Annotated in this window: 14 protein-coding genes; 8 read left to right on the top strand and 6 right to left on the bottom strand. The window is 69.8% G+C overall.

What is annotated here, in order from left to right; genetic code table 11:
• Window positions 1-47 precede the first annotated feature (47 nt).
• Entirely contained in the window at window positions 48-737 is a 690-nt protein-coding gene (locus H4N58_RS00395; RefSeq protein WP_167000858.1) for a DUF1275 family protein, read from the top strand.
• Here the strand turns inward: H4N58_RS00395 and H4N58_RS00390 are convergent.
• The gene (locus tag H4N58_RS00390) at window positions 734-1,696 is read right to left on the bottom strand and encodes a LuxR family transcriptional regulator (protein ID WP_167249551.1); all 963 of its coding nucleotides are present in this window, start codon (window positions 1,694-1,696) and stop codon (window positions 734-736) included. The two genes, H4N58_RS00395 and H4N58_RS00390, sit on opposite strands and share 4 nt — an antisense overlap.
• A gap of 457 nt (window positions 1,697-2,153) precedes the next feature.
• Between H4N58_RS00390 and H4N58_RS00385 the strand changes: the two genes are divergently transcribed.
• Together H4N58_RS00385 and H4N58_RS00380 are read left to right on the top strand one after the other, a co-directional pair.
• Entirely contained in the window at window positions 2,154-2,705 is a 552-nt protein-coding gene (locus H4N58_RS00385; RefSeq protein WP_167249553.1) for a TetR/AcrR family transcriptional regulator, read from the top strand.
• Window positions 2,706-2,736: 31 nt separating this feature from the next.
• On the top strand, window positions 2,737-3,261 hold the full coding sequence (locus H4N58_RS00380) for a gamma carbonic anhydrase family protein (protein ID WP_167000853.1): 525 nt from the start codon (window positions 2,737-2,739) through the stop codon (window positions 3,259-3,261).
• 73 nt (window positions 3,262-3,334) lie between these two features.
• On the opposite strand, the gene H4N58_RS00375 is transcribed toward H4N58_RS00380, so the two are convergent.
• A complete protein-coding gene (locus H4N58_RS00375; protein WP_167000851.1) occupies window positions 3,335-5,992 on the bottom strand; it encodes a M14 family zinc carboxypeptidase in 2,658 nt (885 codons plus the stop codon).
• A gap of 167 nt (window positions 5,993-6,159) precedes the next feature.
• Between H4N58_RS00375 and H4N58_RS00370 the strand changes: the two genes are divergently transcribed.
• The 3 genes from H4N58_RS00370 to H4N58_RS00360 all read left to right on the top strand — a co-directional run bounded on the left by H4N58_RS00370 (window position 6,160) and on the right by H4N58_RS00360 (window position 9,568).
• On the top strand, window positions 6,160-7,527 hold the full coding sequence (locus H4N58_RS00370; protein ID WP_167000849.1) for a GntR family transcriptional regulator: 1,368 nt from the start codon (window positions 6,160-6,162) through the stop codon (window positions 7,525-7,527).
• A 137-nt stretch (window positions 7,528-7,664) separates the two neighbouring features.
• Window positions 7,665-8,267: an RNA polymerase sigma factor gene (locus tag H4N58_RS00365; protein WP_208322851.1), complete on the top strand. Its 603-nt coding sequence runs from the start codon at window positions 7,665-7,667 to the stop codon at window positions 8,265-8,267.
• Window positions 8,264-9,568, top strand: coding sequence for a hypothetical protein (locus H4N58_RS00360; protein WP_167249554.1), 1,305 nt, complete (start codon window positions 8,264-8,266; stop codon window positions 9,566-9,568). The genes H4N58_RS00365 and H4N58_RS00360 overlap by 4 nt, the downstream gene beginning before the upstream one ends.
• Window positions 9,569-9,573: 5 nt before the next feature.
• Here the strand turns inward: H4N58_RS00360 and H4N58_RS00355 are convergent, their stop codons facing one another.
• Genes H4N58_RS00355 through H4N58_RS00345 form a run of 3 tightly spaced genes read right to left on the bottom strand, consistent with a single transcriptional unit; the run spans window position 9,574 to window position 12,753 of the window.
• Window positions 9,574-10,377 carry an NAD(P)H-binding protein gene (locus H4N58_RS00355; protein WP_167249556.1) on the bottom strand — a complete coding sequence of 268 codons (804 nt, stop codon included), beginning with the start codon at window positions 10,375-10,377 and terminating at the stop codon, window positions 9,574-9,576.
• Window positions 10,374-11,879 carry a cytosine permease gene (locus H4N58_RS00350; protein ID WP_243845045.1) on the bottom strand — a complete coding sequence of 502 codons (1,506 nt, stop codon included), beginning with the start codon at window positions 11,877-11,879 and terminating at the stop codon, window positions 10,374-10,376. Before H4N58_RS00350 ends, H4N58_RS00355 begins: the two co-directional genes overlap by 4 nt.
• Window positions 11,880-11,904: 25 nt before the next feature.
• A complete protein-coding gene (locus H4N58_RS00345) occupies window positions 11,905-12,753 on the bottom strand; it encodes a purine-nucleoside phosphorylase (RefSeq protein WP_167249558.1) in 849 nt (282 codons plus the stop codon).
• Window positions 12,754-12,999: 246 nt separating this feature from the next.
• Here H4N58_RS00345 and H4N58_RS00340 point away from each other — a divergent pair, with 246 nt between their 5' ends.
• Window positions 13,000-15,414 (top strand): immune inhibitor A domain-containing protein, encoded by a 2,415-nt coding sequence (locus tag H4N58_RS00340; protein ID WP_167249560.1) that lies wholly within the window; start codon window positions 13,000-13,002, stop codon window positions 15,412-15,414.
• Between the two features lie 107 nt (window positions 15,415-15,521).
• On the opposite strand, the gene H4N58_RS00335 is transcribed toward H4N58_RS00340, so the two are convergent.
• A complete protein-coding gene (locus H4N58_RS00335) occupies window positions 15,522-17,057 on the bottom strand; it encodes an MFS transporter (protein WP_167249562.1) in 1,536 nt (511 codons plus the stop codon).
• Between the two features lie 184 nt (window positions 17,058-17,241).
• Between H4N58_RS00335 and H4N58_RS00330 the strand changes: the two genes are divergently transcribed.
• Entirely contained in the window at window positions 17,242-17,772 is a 531-nt protein-coding gene (locus H4N58_RS00330) for a TetR/AcrR family transcriptional regulator (protein WP_167000837.1), read from the top strand.
• The last annotated feature ends 6 nt before the right edge of the window (window positions 17,773-17,778 follow it).

The following is a 17,778-nucleotide window of genomic DNA, read 5'->3' as shown; positions in this document are numbered from 1 at the left end:
TCAAGGGCGACCCGCGAAGTGCTCTCCACGCGCGTACGTTCGACGCCATGTCGACGGATGTCGTTCCCGGCGAGCAGGCCCGCGACCGCGCGGTCGTGGGGCTCGCGGTGCTGAGCGGCGCGACGGACGCGATCAGCTTCCTCGCGCTGGGCAGCGCGTTCACGTCGGTGATGACCGGGAACCTCGTCCTCGTCGGGGCCGCCATCGGCTCTCGCGAGGCCGCGGCGCTCGGCGCGGTCGCGACCGCGATCGTCGCGTACGTCGCGGGGGTGGCCGTCGGCACGCGCGTGGCGGGTCGGCCCCGTGGCGACGACGGGGCGTGGCCGCCGGCGGTCACGGTCGCCCTCCTGGCCGAGCTCGGCCTCCTCGCCGCGTACGCCGTCGGCTGGTGGCTGCTGGACAGCGATCCGCACGGCGCATGGATCCTGCCGCTGCTCGCGCTCTGCGCGGCAGGCCTCGGCATCCAGGCCAGCGCGATCCTGCGGTTCGGCGTGAGCGGCCTGTCGAGCACCTACCTGACCGGGACGCTCACCACCCTCGTCGTCACACTCGCCTCGGACCGCCGACCCCGTGGCCTGGGTCGGTCCGCGCGACTCCTGACCGCCCTGGTGGTAGGCGCCGCGATCGGTGCCGCGCTCGTCAGCCTGGCGCGCCCGGCGGCGCCGGTGTTCCAGCTGGCGGTCCTGCTCGTCGTGATCGCAGCCGGTTGGCAGATCAGCCGCCGGACGAACGCCTAGAGCCAGCCGCGCTGCTTCGCCGCCACCCCGAGCTGCAGGCGGGTCTCGACACCGGCGCGCTCCATGAGCCGGCTCATCCGGCGCTGGACCGTACGCGCGGACAGGCCGAGCTGGTTGGAGACCTTGTGGTCGGTGAGGCCCGCGTTGAGAAGGCGCAGGATCCGCGCGTCGGTGTCGTCGAGATCTTCGGAGGACTCCGGCGCGCTCTCGAGCAGGGGAGTGCCGGCGGCCCACAGCCCCTCGAAGAGCGCGATGAGACTGTCGAGGATGCCACTGCGGTGGACGATCAGCGCACCGCCCGAGAGGTCGTCGGGCGAGGCCATCACCGGCACCATCGCGACCTCGGAGTCGACGATGAGCAGCCGAGACGGGAGCGCGGAGGCGAGACGGACGTCGATGCCCTGGCCGTCGTGGAAGTCGGTGAGCACGTTCGGCCGGTCGAGCACGCCACGCTCGGCGAGCACCCGGAAGCGCACACCGCGCTCGACGCCACGCCGCTCCTCGGCGAAGTCGTACTCCGGCGAGGTCAGCTTGGTGGTGCGTACGGTCAGCCGGACCTCGCGCCGCGCGGCGCGCAGGAGCTGGGCGACCCGGTGCATGCCGGCCCGCCGTCCGGGGACGAGATCGACAAGGTCGGAGGCCGTACGTTCGTCGGCGGCCTTGCGATAGAGCTCGTTGAGGCGCTCGAGCTCGATCTCGGCGCGTCGCAGCCAGCGCTGACGCTCGACGATGAGGGAGCCGATCGCAACGGTCGGCGGCGAGGCGGTGAAGTGCTCGTTGTCACCGTTGACGTGGCGACCGACGAGCCCACGCTGCTCGAGGGAGGCGAGGTAGGCGGTCACGTCCTCGACATCGACGCCGAGGATCGAGGCGAGCTGTGCAGGGGTGGCGCTCGCTGTCTCGACGAGGACCCGATAGAGGTCGTACTCGTCGGGAGCGAGCCCAAGGATCTCGAGCACGCGTGACCTCCTTATCCGTCCTGACGCTGGGCGGATCGTTCCACGCCCCACCCTCGAGCAGGGAGGGGTTTGCGTGAATTCCTCCCAATCCGAGACCTCGAGGCCGTACAAGGGTGTCGTATATGCGACACGGCAGCATTATGCCATTCCCATCGCGGTGAATTCATGGCAGATTTCTTCCTGTAGCACCCCGATCTCCTCCGCGCGGCCCCCGTGACGCGGAGGGGACCCGTTCGTGAGCGGACCCGAGACCGCTCACGGGCACCAGCGGCCGGCGGCACCCCCGCCGGCCGCTTTTTATGTTCCCGCCGGTCGAGCGCGCTCCTTCCCGCCGGTCGAGCGCGCCCCGTCCCGCCGGTCGAGCGCGCCCCTTCCCGCCGGTCGAGCGCGCCCCTTCCCGCCGGTCGAGCGCGCCCCTTCCCGCCGGTCGAGCCTTGTCGAGACCTAGCATGACCACGTGGCCACGACTCGTCAGGAGCAGATCCTCCGTACCGCCGCGACGCTCTTCGCCGAGCGAGGCTTCCACGGTGTCTCGGTCCACGACATCGGCGCCGCGTGCGGCATCTCCGGCCCGGCGCTCTACCGCCACTTCGCCGGCAAAGACGCGATCCTCGCCGACATGCTCGTCGGGATCAGCAAGACCCTGCAGCACGGAGGACGCGCACGCCTCGCCGCGGCTGCCGACCCGAAGGACGCGCTCGACTCACTCGTCGCGTTCCACATCGACTTCGCGCTCACCAACCCGGCGCTGATCGTCGTGCAGGAGCGCGAGTGGACCAACCTCGACCCGAGCAGCCGTACGACGGTCCGCGAGCTGCAGCTCGACTACGTCGACGCGTGGGTCGAGGTGCTGCGCGCGTTGCGGCCCGAGCTGGACCAGCGCACGGCCCGCGCCGCCGTCCAGGCCACCTTCGGTCTCCTCAACTCCACGCCCCACAGCGCACGGATCTCCGAGGACGCGATGACCGAGCTCCTCACGCAGATGGCACGCCGCGCCCTCCTCGGATGAGCCTCGTGTGACCCGTGGCACGATCGGGTCCATGACCGACGCACCTCTGCTCCGCACCATCGGCGGGACCAGCCCTGACCTCGATCCCACCTCGTACGTCGCTCCGACGGCCGTCCTCACGGGAGCCGTGACGCTCGGGCCGCAGGCGAGCGTCTGGTACGGCGCGGTGCTGCGAGCCGACAACGCCCCGATCACCATCGGCGAGCGCAGCAACGTCCAGGACGGCTGTGTCTTCCACGTCGACACCGACAAGCCGCTCACGCTCGGCAGCGGCGTCTCGGTCGGTCATCGCGCGGTGCTGCACGGGTGCACCGTCGAGGACGACAGCCTCATCGGCATGGGTGCGGTCGTGCTCAACGGTGCGCGGATCGGCGCGGGCTCGATGGTCGCCGCCGGGGCGGTCGTGCTCGAGAACGCCGACATCCCGCCCGGCTCGCTGGTCGCCGGCGTCCCGGGCAAGGTGCGGCGCGCGCTCAGCGACGAGGAGCGTGCGGGCCTCACGCGCAACGCGAAGGCCTACCTGCACCTCTCCGATCTGCACCGCGCGGCGGACTGAGCAGACCCCGTCGATGGTTGAGCCTGTCGAAACCCGGGTTTCGACAGGCTCAACCATCTGACTTGCGGCTCCGCTACTGCAGCAGCGTGCCGTTCGCGGAGAAGGCGGGCTTCAGCTGACGCAGCTGCGTCTTGTTCACCTCCGCCGCCGGGCCGCCGTACACCGCGTTGTAGAGCAGGTTGTACGTCGAGCGCATCAGCGAGCGGAACGTGATCTCCGACCCGTACGTCACGACCTTGCCCTTGCCGATGTCGAACGACACGACATTGGCCTCGCCCGTGATGTGCTCCTCACCCTTGAGGTAGCCGCTCGCGAGCACGTCCGACTCCGGGTATGAGGACACGACGTCGGCCTTCTTGCCGGTCGGCGTCCACGCCTGCGTGTTGTAGAGCCACACCGGCCACTTCTCCGGCATGCCCCACGCGACCATGTCGGTGTTGTCGAACTTCTGGTTCAGCAGGCTGCCGCCGGTGGCGAACTTGGTGCGGTCGGTCGGCAGTGCGGGCTCGATCGGCAGGTCCATCAGCTCCTTCACCGTGGCGACCGACGAGCCGATCGCGAGCAGCGTGCCGCCCTGCTTGACGAACTGCTGCAGCTTCTTCCAGCCGGCCTCCCCGACGCCGTACGCCCAGGCGAACTCCTCGTCGTACTTCGTCTGGTCGAGCCCGTCGACGATCCGCGCCTTCGTGATGCCCTGCGGCAGGACGATCGTGTCGTACACGTCGATGAGCTTGCCGCTCTGGAAGTCCTGCGCTCCGACGACCTCGTAGTTGATGCCGTACTGGTCCATCGTCCACATGTCCCAGCCACCGGGCATGTTGTTGATGCCGCGGAACAGACCGACCCGCGTACGCGGCTTGAGCTGGACGCCCTTGACCTTCGGCGCTTCCGCGGCCGCGGCGACCGGCACCCCGACCTTCTTGGACGCCGTCGCGAGCACCGAGCGCGCCTGCGGCGTCGCCGGGACCACGTACGTGCCCGCCGGGTACGACGTGCTGCCGTCCTTGAACTCCGCACTCGTACGGAAGGTCGTGATGTTCGACTTCTGCAGCGCAGCGGTCATCTGGATCGTGCCGTACGACTCGGGCCGTACGAGGTACGCCCCGGACGCGCCCGGCGCCGCCGGCATCGTCACCTCCGGCACCTCGACGGACTCGACCCGCTCGACCTGCGCCTCGACCGGCTCCTTGACCGCGTCGACGACGACGCCGAGCTCGAGCGGCAGACTGGTCGTCGCCTCGGCGTAGGGGAGCTCGTCGACCGGGTACTTGTCGGTTCCGAGCACCTGGTCCACCCAGTTGCCGCGCGGCTGGTGAGTCTGGATGACGTACGACCCCGCGGCGTACTGCTTGTCGCCCACCGTGAACGGTGCCGCCGCCCGGTCGATCTCGACCTTGGTCCGCTCGAGCGACTGGAGCATCTCGTACACCGCGTACGGATCACGCTGATCGGCATCGATCACGTACGCCTGGACGCCCGAGGCGACACCGTTCTTCAGGTACCGCTCCGGCGTCGCGTACAGGTTGTCGTAGAGCAGCTTCTCGCCGTTCTGCGCGGTGTACTCCATGCCGGCGTACGCGGCGATCTCGCCGTACTCGACCTGGTCGGCGAGCGTCCAGGTGTCCTTGTCGTACGGCTCGGGCATGTTCTGGTCCGGAACCTGCGGGCCCAGGTTCTTGCCGTCGCTCGACTTGTACGGGTAGGCGAGGTCGGTGACGGACGCGATCTCGCTGAGGTACGCCGCCGTGCCGGTGAACGGGAAGAAGCCCATCGGCTGCTCGAGCGTCCAGAAGATGTCGTAGCCCACATCGTTGCCGACGCCGGTCTTGCCCTCCGCGGTGAGTGCGCGTTGGGCGTGCGCGCCGATGGCCGCGGTCGACGCGTTCATGTTCGGCGGGTTGTTCGCGCTCGACACGCCGCCGTACGGGGGGACGAAGATGCGCTGACGGGTGGCACCCTGCCCGTGCATGATGTGCGTGACCACCGGCCGGAACTTGTTCTCGAGGGCGACCCGGTACTTCGCTTCGACCTGCGTGAACATCGTCCAGTCACGGTTGTCGTCGTGGCCGGTGTACTTGTGGTACAGGTCCGGGTAGACCCGCGCGAGGTTGGTGCCCGCGGTCCTGTTGAAGTGGTCGACCACGAGCTCCTGGCCGTCGGGGTTCTGCGACGGCACGAGCATGATCACCGCTTTGTTCAGCACCTCCTCGGTGAAGTTCGAGTCCTCGGTGGCGAGCCGGTGGACGATGTTGTTGATCGCCTGGCCGTTGCTGACCTCGGTCGAGTGGACCGTCGCCTCGAGGTGGTAGATCGGGATGCTCTCGCGGGCCAGCGTCTTCGCCTCGGCGGGCGACGTGTTGCGCGGGTCGGAGAGCTTCTGGTTGGCCTCCACGATCTCGTCGAGGCGCTCGAGGTTCTTCGGTGCGCTGATGAAAAACGTGGCGTACTCGTTGCCCATCGTCGTCTCGCCGACGGTCTCGTAGTCGACGCGGTCCGACGCCTTGGCGATCGACTTCATGTAGTCGAGGACGTCGTGGTACGCGGCGAGCTTCCCCACCGTGCCCATCTTGAACCCGAAGAACTCCTCGGGGGTCTGGATGCCTTCCGCTGCGGCCGGCAAGGTGATCTTGTACGGCGCCTCCGCGGTGGCCGTCGATGCGACCAGACTGGTCCCGAGCAACGCGACCGACGCCGTCACGACGGCGGCGGAGAGCAATCGTCTGTGTGTCATGTGCTGCCCTTCCACGTGACCCGCCGCTGGTGTGCGGCGAGGTTGCCTCACGTTAGGGAGCATTCACACGGCATGTGCCGCCTCTCTTGTTCCGTATTGTGCGGACTTATCGGTAGGACACCTGTCCGCGGGTGGCGGCCCTCCGCAACTCACGCTACGAATACGTCATGGGAGGACAGGATGGGCTTGCCGCGGATCCGCTCCCGGTCCGTGCGCTCGTCGCCGGGCTGTCCGATCCGTCGGCCCGCGGCATCGCCGACCACGTCGCCCGTCTCATCGAGCAGGGGCGCCTCCCCGACGGCACCCGGCTCCCGACCGTCCGGGCGGTGGCCGCCGCGCTGCACGTCGGCGCGACCACGGTCGCGACCGCGTGGACGCTGCTGCGCCACCACCGCCTGATCCGCTCCGACGGCCGCAACGGCACGTACGTCCGCAACCTCGGCGCGTCCGTCTCGCCCGGCCCAGCGCCCGCTGCGGCGAACGAGGACGCGGGCGTCGCGCGCCTCGACCTCGTCGCGCCCTCGTACGACGTCGACCTCGTGCCCGACCCTGCGCCGCACCTCGCGGCGGCGGCGCAGACCCTGGCCTGGCACGGGGCGGAGTCGGCCGAGGTCGACGAGGCGCTCGCGCAGGATGTGCACGCGTCGTGGCCGTTCGTCCCCGAGGCCCTGGCCGTTGCGCGCGGATTCTCGGACGCGCTGGCGCAGATCGTCACGCTCGTCGTCGCACCGGGTGACCGGGTGCTCGTCGAGTCGGCGTGCTCGCCCGAGACCGTCGCTGTGCTCGCGGCGCACCGGGCGCAGATCGTGCGTGTCCCGTGCGACGCCGCGGGGATGATCCCTGAGGAGGTCGAACGCGCGATGGCCGTACGCCCGTCGCTGGTCGTCATGCAGCCGCGGATGGCCGACCCGCTCGCGCACGTCGTCACCGAGCAGCGCGCGTACGCGCTCGCGTCGGTGCTCGTGGACCGCGACGTGCTCGTCGTCGAGGAGGACAGCGCTGCCGCGCTCGCGACGAGCCCGGCAGCATCGCTCGGAGGATGGCTGCCGGGTCAGACGGTGCTGGTGCGGGACTACCAGCGGTCGCACGGACCGCGGATCCGGATGGCGCTGCTCGCCGGCTCTGCCCCTGTGGTCGACCGGCTTCGCGCCCGCCAGGACGTCACGGGCTCGTTCCCGTCGCTGCTGGCCCAGCGGACCCTGTCGCTGATGCTGCGCGACCCGGGGGTCGCCGAGACCGTGGCGCGGGCCCGCTGGCGGTACGCCCACCGGTGGCACGCGCTCGGTCGTGCTCTGCGCAGGCACGGTGTCGCGGTGCCGGGGGTCGAGGGACTCGCGGTGTGGGTACGGGTCCACGACGCGGCCGACACCGTACGACGCCTCGGCGCTGCGGGGATCCGGGTCGGGATCGGGACGGACGTCGCGGCCGGTGAGGAAGGGCGCCGCCACGTCCGGATCGCGACGAGCGGGCTGCGCTTCGAGCAGTCAGCGGTCGCGTGGCTCCTCGCGACGGAGCGCACCGCCGCCGCAGGCTGACGCCCCCCGTCCGCGTTGTGAAAGGAACCTGACCGTTCTCGACCCGCGATTCGGTCAGGTTCCTTTCACAACGCGGACGGGAAGGGCATGATCGTGCTCGCCGTGAACCACACCGGCGGGATCGGGCAACTATGGGTGTGACGTTCTTCGACGACTTCTTCAGGCAGCCCGGCGCGACGGATGCCGCGTTGTTCGCGGCGTCTGTCAGCAAGCCTGCAGCGCTCTCCGAGGTCTTCGACCGGCACGCTCCCAGCCTCTTGCGCTACCTGACTCGCCGACTCGGTCCGCACGATGCCGAAGACGCACTCGGAGACGTCTTCGTCGTGGCTCTGGAGCGTCGCGCTTCCTTTGACCCGGGCGCGACAAGTGCTCGCCCATGGTTGTACGGGATCGCCAGCAATCTGATCGCGCGTCGACACCGTGACGAGGTGCGATTCCTTCGTACTCTGCAGCGGGAAGGAACGCCTGCTGCCACTCTCGAGTTCGAGGATGCCGCGGCAGATCGGATGGACGCCGATCGCTCCTTTCGAGACCTCGCTGGTGCGTTGGCCGAGCTCTCCACCGGCGATCGCGACGTACTCCTGCTCATCGCGTGGGCCCAGCTCGGCCAGGACGAGGTCGCTTCCGCGCTCGAGATCCCGGTCGGCACCGTGAAGTCACGGCTCCATCGCGCCCGAAGACTCTTGCGAGAACAGCTGGACGTAAAACCGACGGCGGCGGAGGCAGGTGAGACCCGATGAACGAGATGCAGCTCCTCGAGCAGATGCGGTCGGACGTCGAGGCGGATGCCCTCAGCCTCCGGCGAGCGCGCCGACGCCTCCTGCGCCACACGCTCGCCGTCGCGACGCCTCGTCGACGACGTGGTCGTCGCGTGCTCATCGGCGCCGCAGTCACCTTCGCCCTGGCCACGCTCCTGCTCTCCTCCGCCCTCGTTGGCGACCGCGACACCGAGGTCACCGCGGTCGCCGTGCTCGAGCGCGCGGTGAGCGCGGAGGCGACGGCTCCCCAGCCGAGCGAGGACGAGTGGGTGCACGTGACCAGCGAGACGACGCGCTGGTCAGCGGACGCGGAGAAGGTGACGTTGCAAGAGCACTGGGTTCCCGGGGCAGGACAGGGTCACGTGGTCTTCCGCAACCCCGCCGGCGACGTCACGCGTCGACGGCTCGAGCGCCCAGCGATCATGGACGATCCCGACGCCAGCACCGGCGAGCTGCTCACGTGGCTGGGCCGCGACAACGGCGACCTCCGCGGCGCCGAGGCCGCCTTCGAGCGCGCGATCGAGACCCTCGCGGCGGCCGAGACGCCCAGTGCCTTCAGGGCCAGGCTTTTCGAAGCCCTCACCCAGGTCGATGGCGTCCGGATCGTCTCGGACCGCACCGACTTCCATGGGTACCGGGCTGTGATCGTCGCGCGGGCGGAGGGCGACTACGAGACGCAGCTCGCATTCGATCGGGCAACGGGGGCGTTCCTCGGGTTCCAGAGCGTTTCTCACGACGACGGCGTCGATCGCCCTAGCTATTCCACGCTCCTCACCACTGAGGTGGTCCAGGACCTCCCCCCACGCGCCGAGCCTGAGAAGCGCACAACGAACCCAGCCCCGCGTGCACCCGCGACGACGCCGACGGCCATCCCGAGCATTCGCGAAGCGATGGACGCGTGGCTCGACGTCGCGTCATGCCTCACCGAGCACGGCTGGGGCGTCCGAGTCGACTACCTCCAGGACGGGATCGCGCTGGCAGATCTTCCCCAAGATCAGGCCGACCAGTTCCACGCCGATCAGGCTGCTTGCGAGGGGCGACTCGGGCCGTCACCCGTCGATGTCCCCATGACGCCGGAACGTGCCGGCGAGCTGTACGACCATCAGGTGCGCATGCGCACGTGCATCGCCGGGTTCGGGTACGACACGTCGAAGCCGCCGTCGCGGCAGGAGTACATCAGCGACTACATGAGCGAGCGGCCCCCCTGGTCGCCCTACGCGGATCTACCTCCCGAAGCCGCCTTCCTCACCGTCGTACGAGAGTGCCCTCAGACGCCCTGGTGATGCCGTCACAACGCTGACGCGAGAGAGGCGGGTGCGCGACCGGTGAGTGCGCGGACCTCGTCGGACACGGCTGCCCAACGCCCTTCGCGGATCGAGGCGAACAGCGACGCGTACGCGTACGTCCACCACGGCGACTCGCGTGCGAGCGCGAGCTCCGCGACGAAGGCGGCCTCGTCCGCGGCGATGTACGAGACGGGCCTGTCCCATGCACGTCCGGCGACCGCGGCGACCTCCGACATCGAGAGTGCGGCCGGTCCCGTCACGTCATGGGGTCGGCCCGTGGGTGGCCGGAGGGCGAGCGCGGCGAGGCACCGGGCCACGTCCGCACGCGAGACAAGGGACACCCGTGCGTCGCCCGCCGGCAGCCGCAGCTCGCCCGTCTCGCGGGCCCGCTCGAGGAACCCGCCGAAGAACTCCGTGAACAGCGACGCGCGCGCCACAGACACCGCGCACCCTGTACGGGCGAGCAGCCCCTCGGTGGTCCCGTTCGTGTACGCGTAGCAGAACGGCGACGCCAGGTCCGCGTCGAGACCAGACAGGTAGACGACGTGAGCGACCTCGGCTTCGACGACGGCGCGGACGACGTTCGCGTGGTGCGTCATCATCCGTGCCGCCTCGCCGTCGCTGGAGACGAACACGAGCGTGTCCACGCCCGCCAGCGCCGTACGAAGCGAAGCCGGGTCGTCGTAGTCCGCACGGACCGGACCGCGGCGCGACAGCGGCACCACCTCGTGCGCGTCCGACGCCGCGAGCACCGAGACGACGCGCGCGCCGACGTTCCCGCTCGCCCCCGTGACGGCGATCCTCATCGGCGCCCGGGGCCCGGCAACGCCTCCTGGCGCGCGACCTGGCCGCGTCCGGTGAGCAGATAGCCGACGAACCCGATCGCGAGCGCGGCGACGACGCCGAGGTTCGCGTACGCCCACTCGCCCTCCTTGCCGCCGAGTCCGAGCGGCCCGAGGAGGTAGCCCTGCCACGACAGCCACTCCGCCCACGTGTTCGTCACCATGCCCCACCCGACGACCACCGCGAGCAGGAACCACACGACCGTCGGCACGTTCCACGCGCCGTAGCGCCCGCGCGGGTCGTACAGGTCGAGCGCGGCGTAGTTGCGGCGCCGCAGCGCGACGTCGGCGATGAAGATCCCCGCCCACGCCGCGATCGGCACGGCCAGCGTGATGAGGAACCCCTGGAACGGCCCGAAGAAGTCGTCGGCGAACCACAGGAAGTAGATCGCCCCGAGCACCATGATCACGCCGTCGATCCCGGCGGCGACCCAGCGCGGCGTCTTGAGCCCGAGCGTGAGCAGTGCGAGCCCGGACGAGTAGATGTCGAGCACCGCGCCGCCGACGAGACCGGCCAGCGCGACGAGGAAGAACGGCACGAGATACCAGGTCGGCAGCAGCGTCACGAGCGTCCCGATCGGATCGGCACCCAGCGCCGCGAGCAGCGCAGGGTCCGACCCCGCGAGCAGCAGGCCGTACAGGACGAGGAACACTGGCGCGATCGCCCCGCCGACCGTCGTCCACAGCACGACACCGCCAGCCGACGCCGTACGCGGCAGGTAGCGCGAGTAGTCGGCGCCGGAGTTCACCCAGCTGATCCCGAACCCCGCGGTCGCGAAGATCGCGAGTCCGATCACGGCCGCGGCGTCACCCGACGGCAGCGCGGTCACGACGTCCCAGTCGACATGGTCGAACGTGAGGATCACGTAGCCGACCGTGAGCACGGCGGTCGCGATCGTGATCCACACCTGCAGCTTCATGATCGTGTCGAACCCGAGGATGCCGGCACCGATCACCACGGCCGCCGTGAGCACGAACCCGAGGATGCGCGCGCCGTCGCCCCCGCCTCCTCCGAGCTCCTCGATCACCGACGCGCTGGCCAGGGCCGCGAGGGCGACGAGCACCGTCTCCCAGCCGACCAGCAACACGTACGACACCGCGCTCGGCAGCGCGTTGCCCCGTACGCCGAACGACGCACGCGACAGCACCATCGTCGGCGCCGAGCCGCGCTTGCCCGCGATCGACACGATCCCGACCAGCAGGAACGAGATCACGGTGCCGAGCAGGCCCGCGATCAACGCCTGCCAGAACGAGACGCCGAAGTCGAGGAAGTATGCCCCGTACGCGACGCCGAAGACCGAGATGTTGGACGCGCACCACGGCCAGAACAGCGAGCGTGGCGTGCCCTTGCGCTCGGACTCGTCGATCACGTTGATGCCGTTGGCCTCGATCGCGCTGGTGGGTGCGCTGACCGGGCCCGCCCCGGGGACGGGCTCAGGGTGACGCGACGGCGGTTCCATGGTCATCGGCTCTCCTTGTGAGGGGTGCTGCCTAGGCTGGGGTTGTCGCGAGGAGGGTCGCGGCAAGGATGCTGTGGATCGTGCTCCCGAGACCGGACGCGGCCTGCGTGGCGGCGGCGACGACCGCGTCGGGGTCGGTCACCAGGAGACGGTTGCCCTCGTCGTCGAGCTCGTTGGTCGTCACCACCGACATGCCGAGCAGCTCCATCCCGGCGGCGCGCGCGGCGATCGCCTCGAGGACGGAGGACATGCCGACGACGTCCGCGCCGAGCGCGCGCAGCGCCCGCAGCTCGGCGAGCGTCTGGTACTCCGGACCGCGCATCACCGCGTACGTCCCCTCGACGAGCGCGATGTCGAGACTGCGTGCGACCGCCCGAAGCCGTGCGGACCAGCAGTCGGTGAGATCCACGAAGGTGCCCCCGGCCAGCGGCGACATGCCGGCGAGGTTGAGGTGGTCCGCGATCAGGACGCCCGTCCCGGTCGGCCACTCCGGCCACAGGCAGCCGTTGGCGTTCGTGAGGATGCACGTCCGTGCGCCGGTCGCGGCCGCGGTCCGCACCCCGTGGACGACCGGCCCGGCGCCGTGCCCCTCGTACAGGTGGGTCCGCCCGCTCAGGACCAGCACACGGGTGGATGCTCCGTGGTCCGTACGCAGCGGCACCGAGGCGATCTCTCCGGCATGACCAGGGGCGACCGGCGCGAGGAATCCGGGGACGGTGGCGCTCGGCACGACCCACGTCGGCTCGCCGATCGCTTCGCGCGCGCCGCCCCAGCCGGACCCGAGCACGACGACGGCATGGTGCACCGGCACCCCGCTGGCGGCGGCGATCCACCTCGCCGCCTCGCGGGCCCGTTCCTCCTGCAGGAGCGCGTCGCGCATGAAGGCATCCTGGCACGGCGAGGACCCGTACGGGGAGTGGCGCGAATGACTTCGGCACCCTCGAAGATCTTCATCCAAACGCTTTGAAATCAACAGCACTTGCGGTCTAGACGCGCCCCCGCATCCTCTCTATGTTGGGGCGACGGTGCGCTTCGTTCCTCGTCGCAACCACATCTGCGCCACCGGGGGCGACGCGGACCGCCGGGTCGACCGGCCCGGTCCCACCGTTGCAGAAGGGGAAAAGTCTTGAGACGTCTCAGCACGGCCCTCATCACCCTCGGCGTCACGGCCTCGTTCGGCGCCGTGTACGCCTCACCAGGATCAGCCGAACCCGCACCACCGGTCACCGCCGCCGACCGTACGGACAAGGAGCACGAGCTCCCCAACCCGCTCGAGGACAAGCGCCGCGCGCTCCGCGAGGAGGCGATCACCTCGGTCGTCAACGGCGACGCGACGCCCGTGACCAAGAACGGCTCCTCGGTCGTCAAAGTCGGCAAGTCGTACTCGCCCGCCGAGGCCGCAGCGCTCGGATCGGCTCGCGGGCGCAAGGCGCTCGCGAAGGCCGGGAAGAAGGCCGAGAAGCAGGACCAGTACGTCGAGATCGAGCAGGAGCGCGCGGACAAGATCTTCGTGGTGCTCACGGAGTTCGGCGACGAGCGGCACCCCGACTTCCCCGACGACGGCTGGAACGTCACCGGCGAGGACGTCGAGCCGCAGCGCTTCGACGGCCCGATCCACAACCAGATCCCCGAGCCTGACCGGACGAAGGACAACTCGACCGTCTGGCAGCCCGACTACAACCGTGAGCACTTCCAGGACCTGTACTTCGCGGACGGCAAGAACGACGAGTCGGTCAAGACGTACTACGAGGCGCAGTCGTCCGGCCGTTACACCGTCGACGGCACCGTCGCCGACTGGGTGAAGGTCCCCTACAACCAGGCCCGCTACGGCCGGCTCAAGGCCGACGGCACCGAGACCAACGCCTGGGACCTCATCCGTGACGCGGTCACCGCGTGGGTGGCCGACCAGAAGGCCGCCGGCAAGACCGACGACGAGATCAAGTCCGAGCTGGCCACGTACGACACGTACGACCGCTACGACTTCGACGGCGACGGCGACTTCAACGAGTCCGACGGCTACATCGACCACTTCCAGATCGTCCACGCGGGCGGTGACGAGGCGGACGGTGACCCGATCTACGGCAGCGACGCGCTGTGGTCGCACCGCTGGTACGCCTTCGTCACCGACGCCGGCATCACCGGCCCGGAGCAGAACCCCCTCGGAGGCGCCGAGATCGGCGACACCGGCATCTGGGTCGGCGACTACACGATCCAGCCGGAGAACGGCGGGCTCTCGGTGTTCGTCCACGAGTACGGTCACGACCTCGGTCTGCCGGACGCATACGACACGTCCAACAAGGGCGACAACTCCAACGAGTACTGGACGCTGATGGCGCAGAGCCGTCTCAACGATGCCGGCGAGCCGCTCGGCACCCGTCCGGGTGACCTCGGCGCGTGGGAGAAGCTGCAGCTGGGCTGGCTCGACTACGAGGTGGTCGCGGCAACCCAGAAGAAGAAGCTGGAGCTTGGCCCGCAGGAGTGGAACTCCAAGAAGGCCCAGGGCGCGGTCGTCGTCCTGCCGAAGAAGCAGGTCACGCGCAGCTACGGCGCACCGGCCTCGGGGACCAAGCAGTTCTTCTCCGGTGCCGCTGACGACCTGGCGAACGCGATGACCACCGAGCTCGACCTCACCGGCAAGGCGTCGGCGTCGTTCACGGCCAAGGCGCGCTGGGACATCGAGAAGGGCTACGACTACGCGTACTTCCAGGCGTCCACCGACGGCGGCAAGTCCTGGACGTCGCTCGCCGGAACGGTCGACGGCGCGGCGTTCGGCACAGACGCGTCCGGCGCTCCCGCGCTCGACGGCGCTCACCCCGCGTGGGGCGACGTGGTCGTGCCGCTCGACGCGTACGCCGGGCAGAAGATCCTGTTCCGGTCGTACTACAAGACCGACGGCGGCCTGACGCGCCCCGGCCTGTTCCTCGACGACGTCGCGGTGACCGCCGACGGGGCCACGCTCCTGTCCGACGGCGCCGAGGACGGCGGCGCGGCGTGGACGTTCGCCGGCTACAGCATCGTCGGCGAGAGCACGACCCTGCCGTACGACAACTACTACGTCATGGGCCACCGCTCGTACGTCGGGTACGACAAGTACCTCCAGACCGGGCCGTACAACTTCGGCTTCCTGAACACCAAGCCGGACTGGGTCGAGCACTACCGCTACGGCCAGGGCCTGCTGATCTCGTACTGGGACACCTCGGTGGCCGACAACAACACGACGGACCACCCCGGTCAGGGCCGCAACCTGCCCATCGACGCGCACCCGGAGCCGATCATCAACATCGCGACCGGGGCGCCGTGGCGTGCACGCATCCAGGTGTACGACGCGCCGTTCGGGCTCAAGAAGGCCGACTCGATGACGCTGCACACCAACGGCAAGCCCAGCTATGTCCGGGCCCAGCCGGCGCAGTCGACCTTCAACGACACCAAGAAGTACTGGTACGCGGAGCTGCCGAACCACGGCGTCAAGCTCCCGGCCGTCGGGGTCAAGGTCAAGGTGCTGGAGCAGAAGGGCACCTCGATGACGATCAAGATCAACTGATCTAATCCCTCACGCGAGCGGGCCCCGGGAGGCATCCTCCCGGGGCCCGTCCGCGTCCCTCTTGCCGCCGAGGGTTTGCCACGCTGGCGTGGCAAAGCGCGGGCGAGTCAGCGCTCCGCGTCGCGCAGGGTGAACCACGAGACGATCGCGGCGCCGAGCGCGATGACGATCGCCAGGGACGTCGTCGCCTGCACCGCGTGGTCGAACGCGAGGTGCGCCGACTCCACGAGCCAGTCACCGACCTGCGCCGGGATCTTCGACGCGAGGTCCATCGCGCCGCCGAGCGTCTGGCCGGCGGCCTCGCGCTGCGCCTCGGTCCCCGCCAGTGGCGGTACGGAGACCTCCGCGCGGTAGGTCGCGGTGAGGATGCCGCCGAGCACGGCGGTCCCGAGCACGGCGCCGATCTCGTACGCCGTCTCCGACAGCGCAGACGCCGCGCCGGCCTTCTCCGCCGGCACGCTCGACACGACCACGTCGTTGGTCAGCGTCTCCGCGAACCCGATGCCGATGCCGAGCACGAGGAACGCCACCGCGATCGACCAGGCCGTCGGGACCTCACCGACGAAGGTGGCGATCGCATAGCCGGCCGCCGACAGCCCGAAGCTGGCGGTCACCACCGCGCGTACCCCGAAGATCGGGATGAGCCGGACGGCTGTCAGGCCGGCGACGATGGTCCCGACCAGGCCCGGCACGAGCACGAGCGAGGCGTCCATCGGCTCGAGCCCGACCACGAGCTGCAGGAACTGCGCGCTGAAGTAGAGGAAACCGGTCAGGCCCATCAGGCTCAGCATGTTCGCCACGAGTGCACCGGAGAAGACCCGGTTGGAGAAGAGCCGGACGTCGACCAGCGGGTGCTCACGGACGAGCTGGCGCCGTACGAACACCACGATGCTCGCGACGCCGAGCGCGACGGACCACGCGACCGTACCCGTGAGGCCGTGCTCCGCGTACGACTTGATGGCGTACACGATCGGCAGCATCGTCGTCATCGACAGCACGATGCTGAGCGGGTCGATCGGGCCCGGGTTCGGGTCGCGCGACTCCGGGACGAACCACAGCGCAAGCGGGACGAGCAGCGCCACGACCGGCAGGTTGATGAGGAACACCGAGCCCCAGGTGAAGTGCTCGAGCAGCCAGCCGCCGAGGACGGGGCCGAGCGCCGCGCCCGCGGAGAAGCCAGCGGCCCACACCGCGATCGCGAGCCGACGCTGCTGGCGGTCGACGAAGATGTTGCGCAGCAGCGACAGGGTCGACGGCATCAGCGTCGCCCCGAACACGCCGAGCAGGGCGCGCGCGACGACGAGCTGGGAGATGTCGGTCGCCTGCGCGGCGAAGAACGACACGGCACCGAACCCGAGCGCGCCGAAGATGAGCAGGCGACGCCGACCGACGCGGTCACCGAGCGACCCCATCGCGACGAGCAGACCCGCCAGCATCAGGGCGTAGATGTCGACGACCCACAGCAGCGCGGTGCCGGACGGGTGCAGCGAGGAGCTGATGTCAGGCAGCGCGAAGCTGAGCACGGTGTTGTCCATGCTCACCATGAGGACGGGGAGCATGAGGACGCCCAGCGCCGCCCACTGGCGCCAGCCGGCGCGCGCAGGAGTGGACGCCACGTGGCGCGGCGTGGTGCTGGTGCTCATGTCTCCCCCGGGCGAGGTCTCGGATGTATGTGGGACTTAACCGTCCAGCCGGTACAGTTGTTCCCGTCCAGACGGTACAGTGCGCGTTTCTTCCCACTCAAGCCGATTTGTGGTGTTCTGCGCCACCACGGCATCGGCAGACGGGTGGGACGAGCGGCAAGGACGACCTCGCTAGAGTGCTCGCATGCCCGCCCGCAACGACGGCGCGACTACCCGCGACCGCATCCTCGACGCCTTCGAGATGCTCCTCGTGGAGGGGGGCGTCAAGATCGCAACGCTCGACGCCGTCGCCGCGCGGGCCGAGGTCTCCAAGGGCGGCTTGCTCTATCACTTCCCGAGCAAGGACGCGATGGCCGACGCGATGCTCGACCGGCTCCGGGAGCAGGGTCGCGCCGACGTCCTCACGATGAAGGACGCGCCGCAGGGTCCGGTCCGCTATTACCTCGAGACCTCCGTCGACACCGGGTCAGCCTTCGACCGCGGGCTGATCGCCGCATCACGCCTCGCCCAGGACGACGTCCGGGCCCGAGAGACGCTCGCGGAGCTGCGAAACGGGTGGTTCGCCGTGCTCGCCGAGCACTACGGCGACGACGCGCTCGCCCGTACGGTGCAGCTCATCGGCGACGGGCTCTACTTCGACGACACGACAGGTCTCGCGCACAAGCGCTCGCTCGACCACGTACGCGACGTGCTCGGCCGCCTCGACGCGCTCTGACCCGTC

Origin of the sequence: Mumia sp. ZJ1417, assembly GCF_014127285.1 — a bacterium.
Taxonomy (GTDB): Bacteria; Actinomycetota; Actinomycetes; order Propionibacteriales; family Nocardioidaceae; genus Mumia.
Note: the sequence above shows the minus strand (reverse complement) of the source record. Positions and strands in the feature narration are given on the sequence as shown.

What these genes read in the sequence shown, in the direction of transcription:
- H4N58_RS00395 (WP_167000858.1), top strand. Translation starts at nt 48, where the DNA reads ATGTCGACGGATGTCGTTCCCGGCGAGCAGGCCCGCGACCGCGCGGTC.
- H4N58_RS00380 (WP_167000853.1), top strand. Translation starts at nt 2,737, where the DNA reads ATGACCGACGCACCTCTGCTCCGCACCATCGGCGGGACCAGCCCTGAC.
- H4N58_RS00375 (WP_167000851.1), bottom strand. Translation starts at nt 5,992, where the DNA reads ATGACACACAGACGATTGCTCTCCGCCGCCGTCGTGACGGCGTCGGTC.
- H4N58_RS00370 (WP_167000849.1), top strand. Translation starts at nt 6,160, where the DNA reads ATGGGAGGACAGGATGGGCTTGCCGCGGATCCGCTCCCGGTCCGTGCG.
- H4N58_RS00360 (WP_167249554.1), top strand. Translation starts at nt 8,264, where the DNA reads ATGAACGAGATGCAGCTCCTCGAGCAGATGCGGTCGGACGTCGAGGCG.
- H4N58_RS00355 (WP_167249556.1), bottom strand. Translation starts at nt 10,377, where the DNA reads ATGAGGATCGCCGTCACGGGGGCGAGCGGGAACGTCGGCGCGCGCGTC.
- H4N58_RS00350 (WP_243845045.1), bottom strand. Translation starts at nt 11,879, where the DNA reads ATGACCATGGAACCGCCGTCGCGTCACCCTGAGCCCGTCCCCGGGGCG.
- H4N58_RS00345 (WP_167249558.1), bottom strand. Translation starts at nt 12,753, where the DNA reads ATGCGCGACGCGCTCCTGCAGGAGGAACGGGCCCGCGAGGCGGCGAGG.
- H4N58_RS00335 (WP_167249562.1), bottom strand. Translation starts at nt 17,057, where the DNA reads ATGAGCACCAGCACCACGCCGCGCCACGTGGCGTCCACTCCTGCGCGC.
- H4N58_RS00330 (WP_167000837.1), top strand. Translation starts at nt 17,242, where the DNA reads ATGCCCGCCCGCAACGACGGCGCGACTACCCGCGACCGCATCCTCGAC.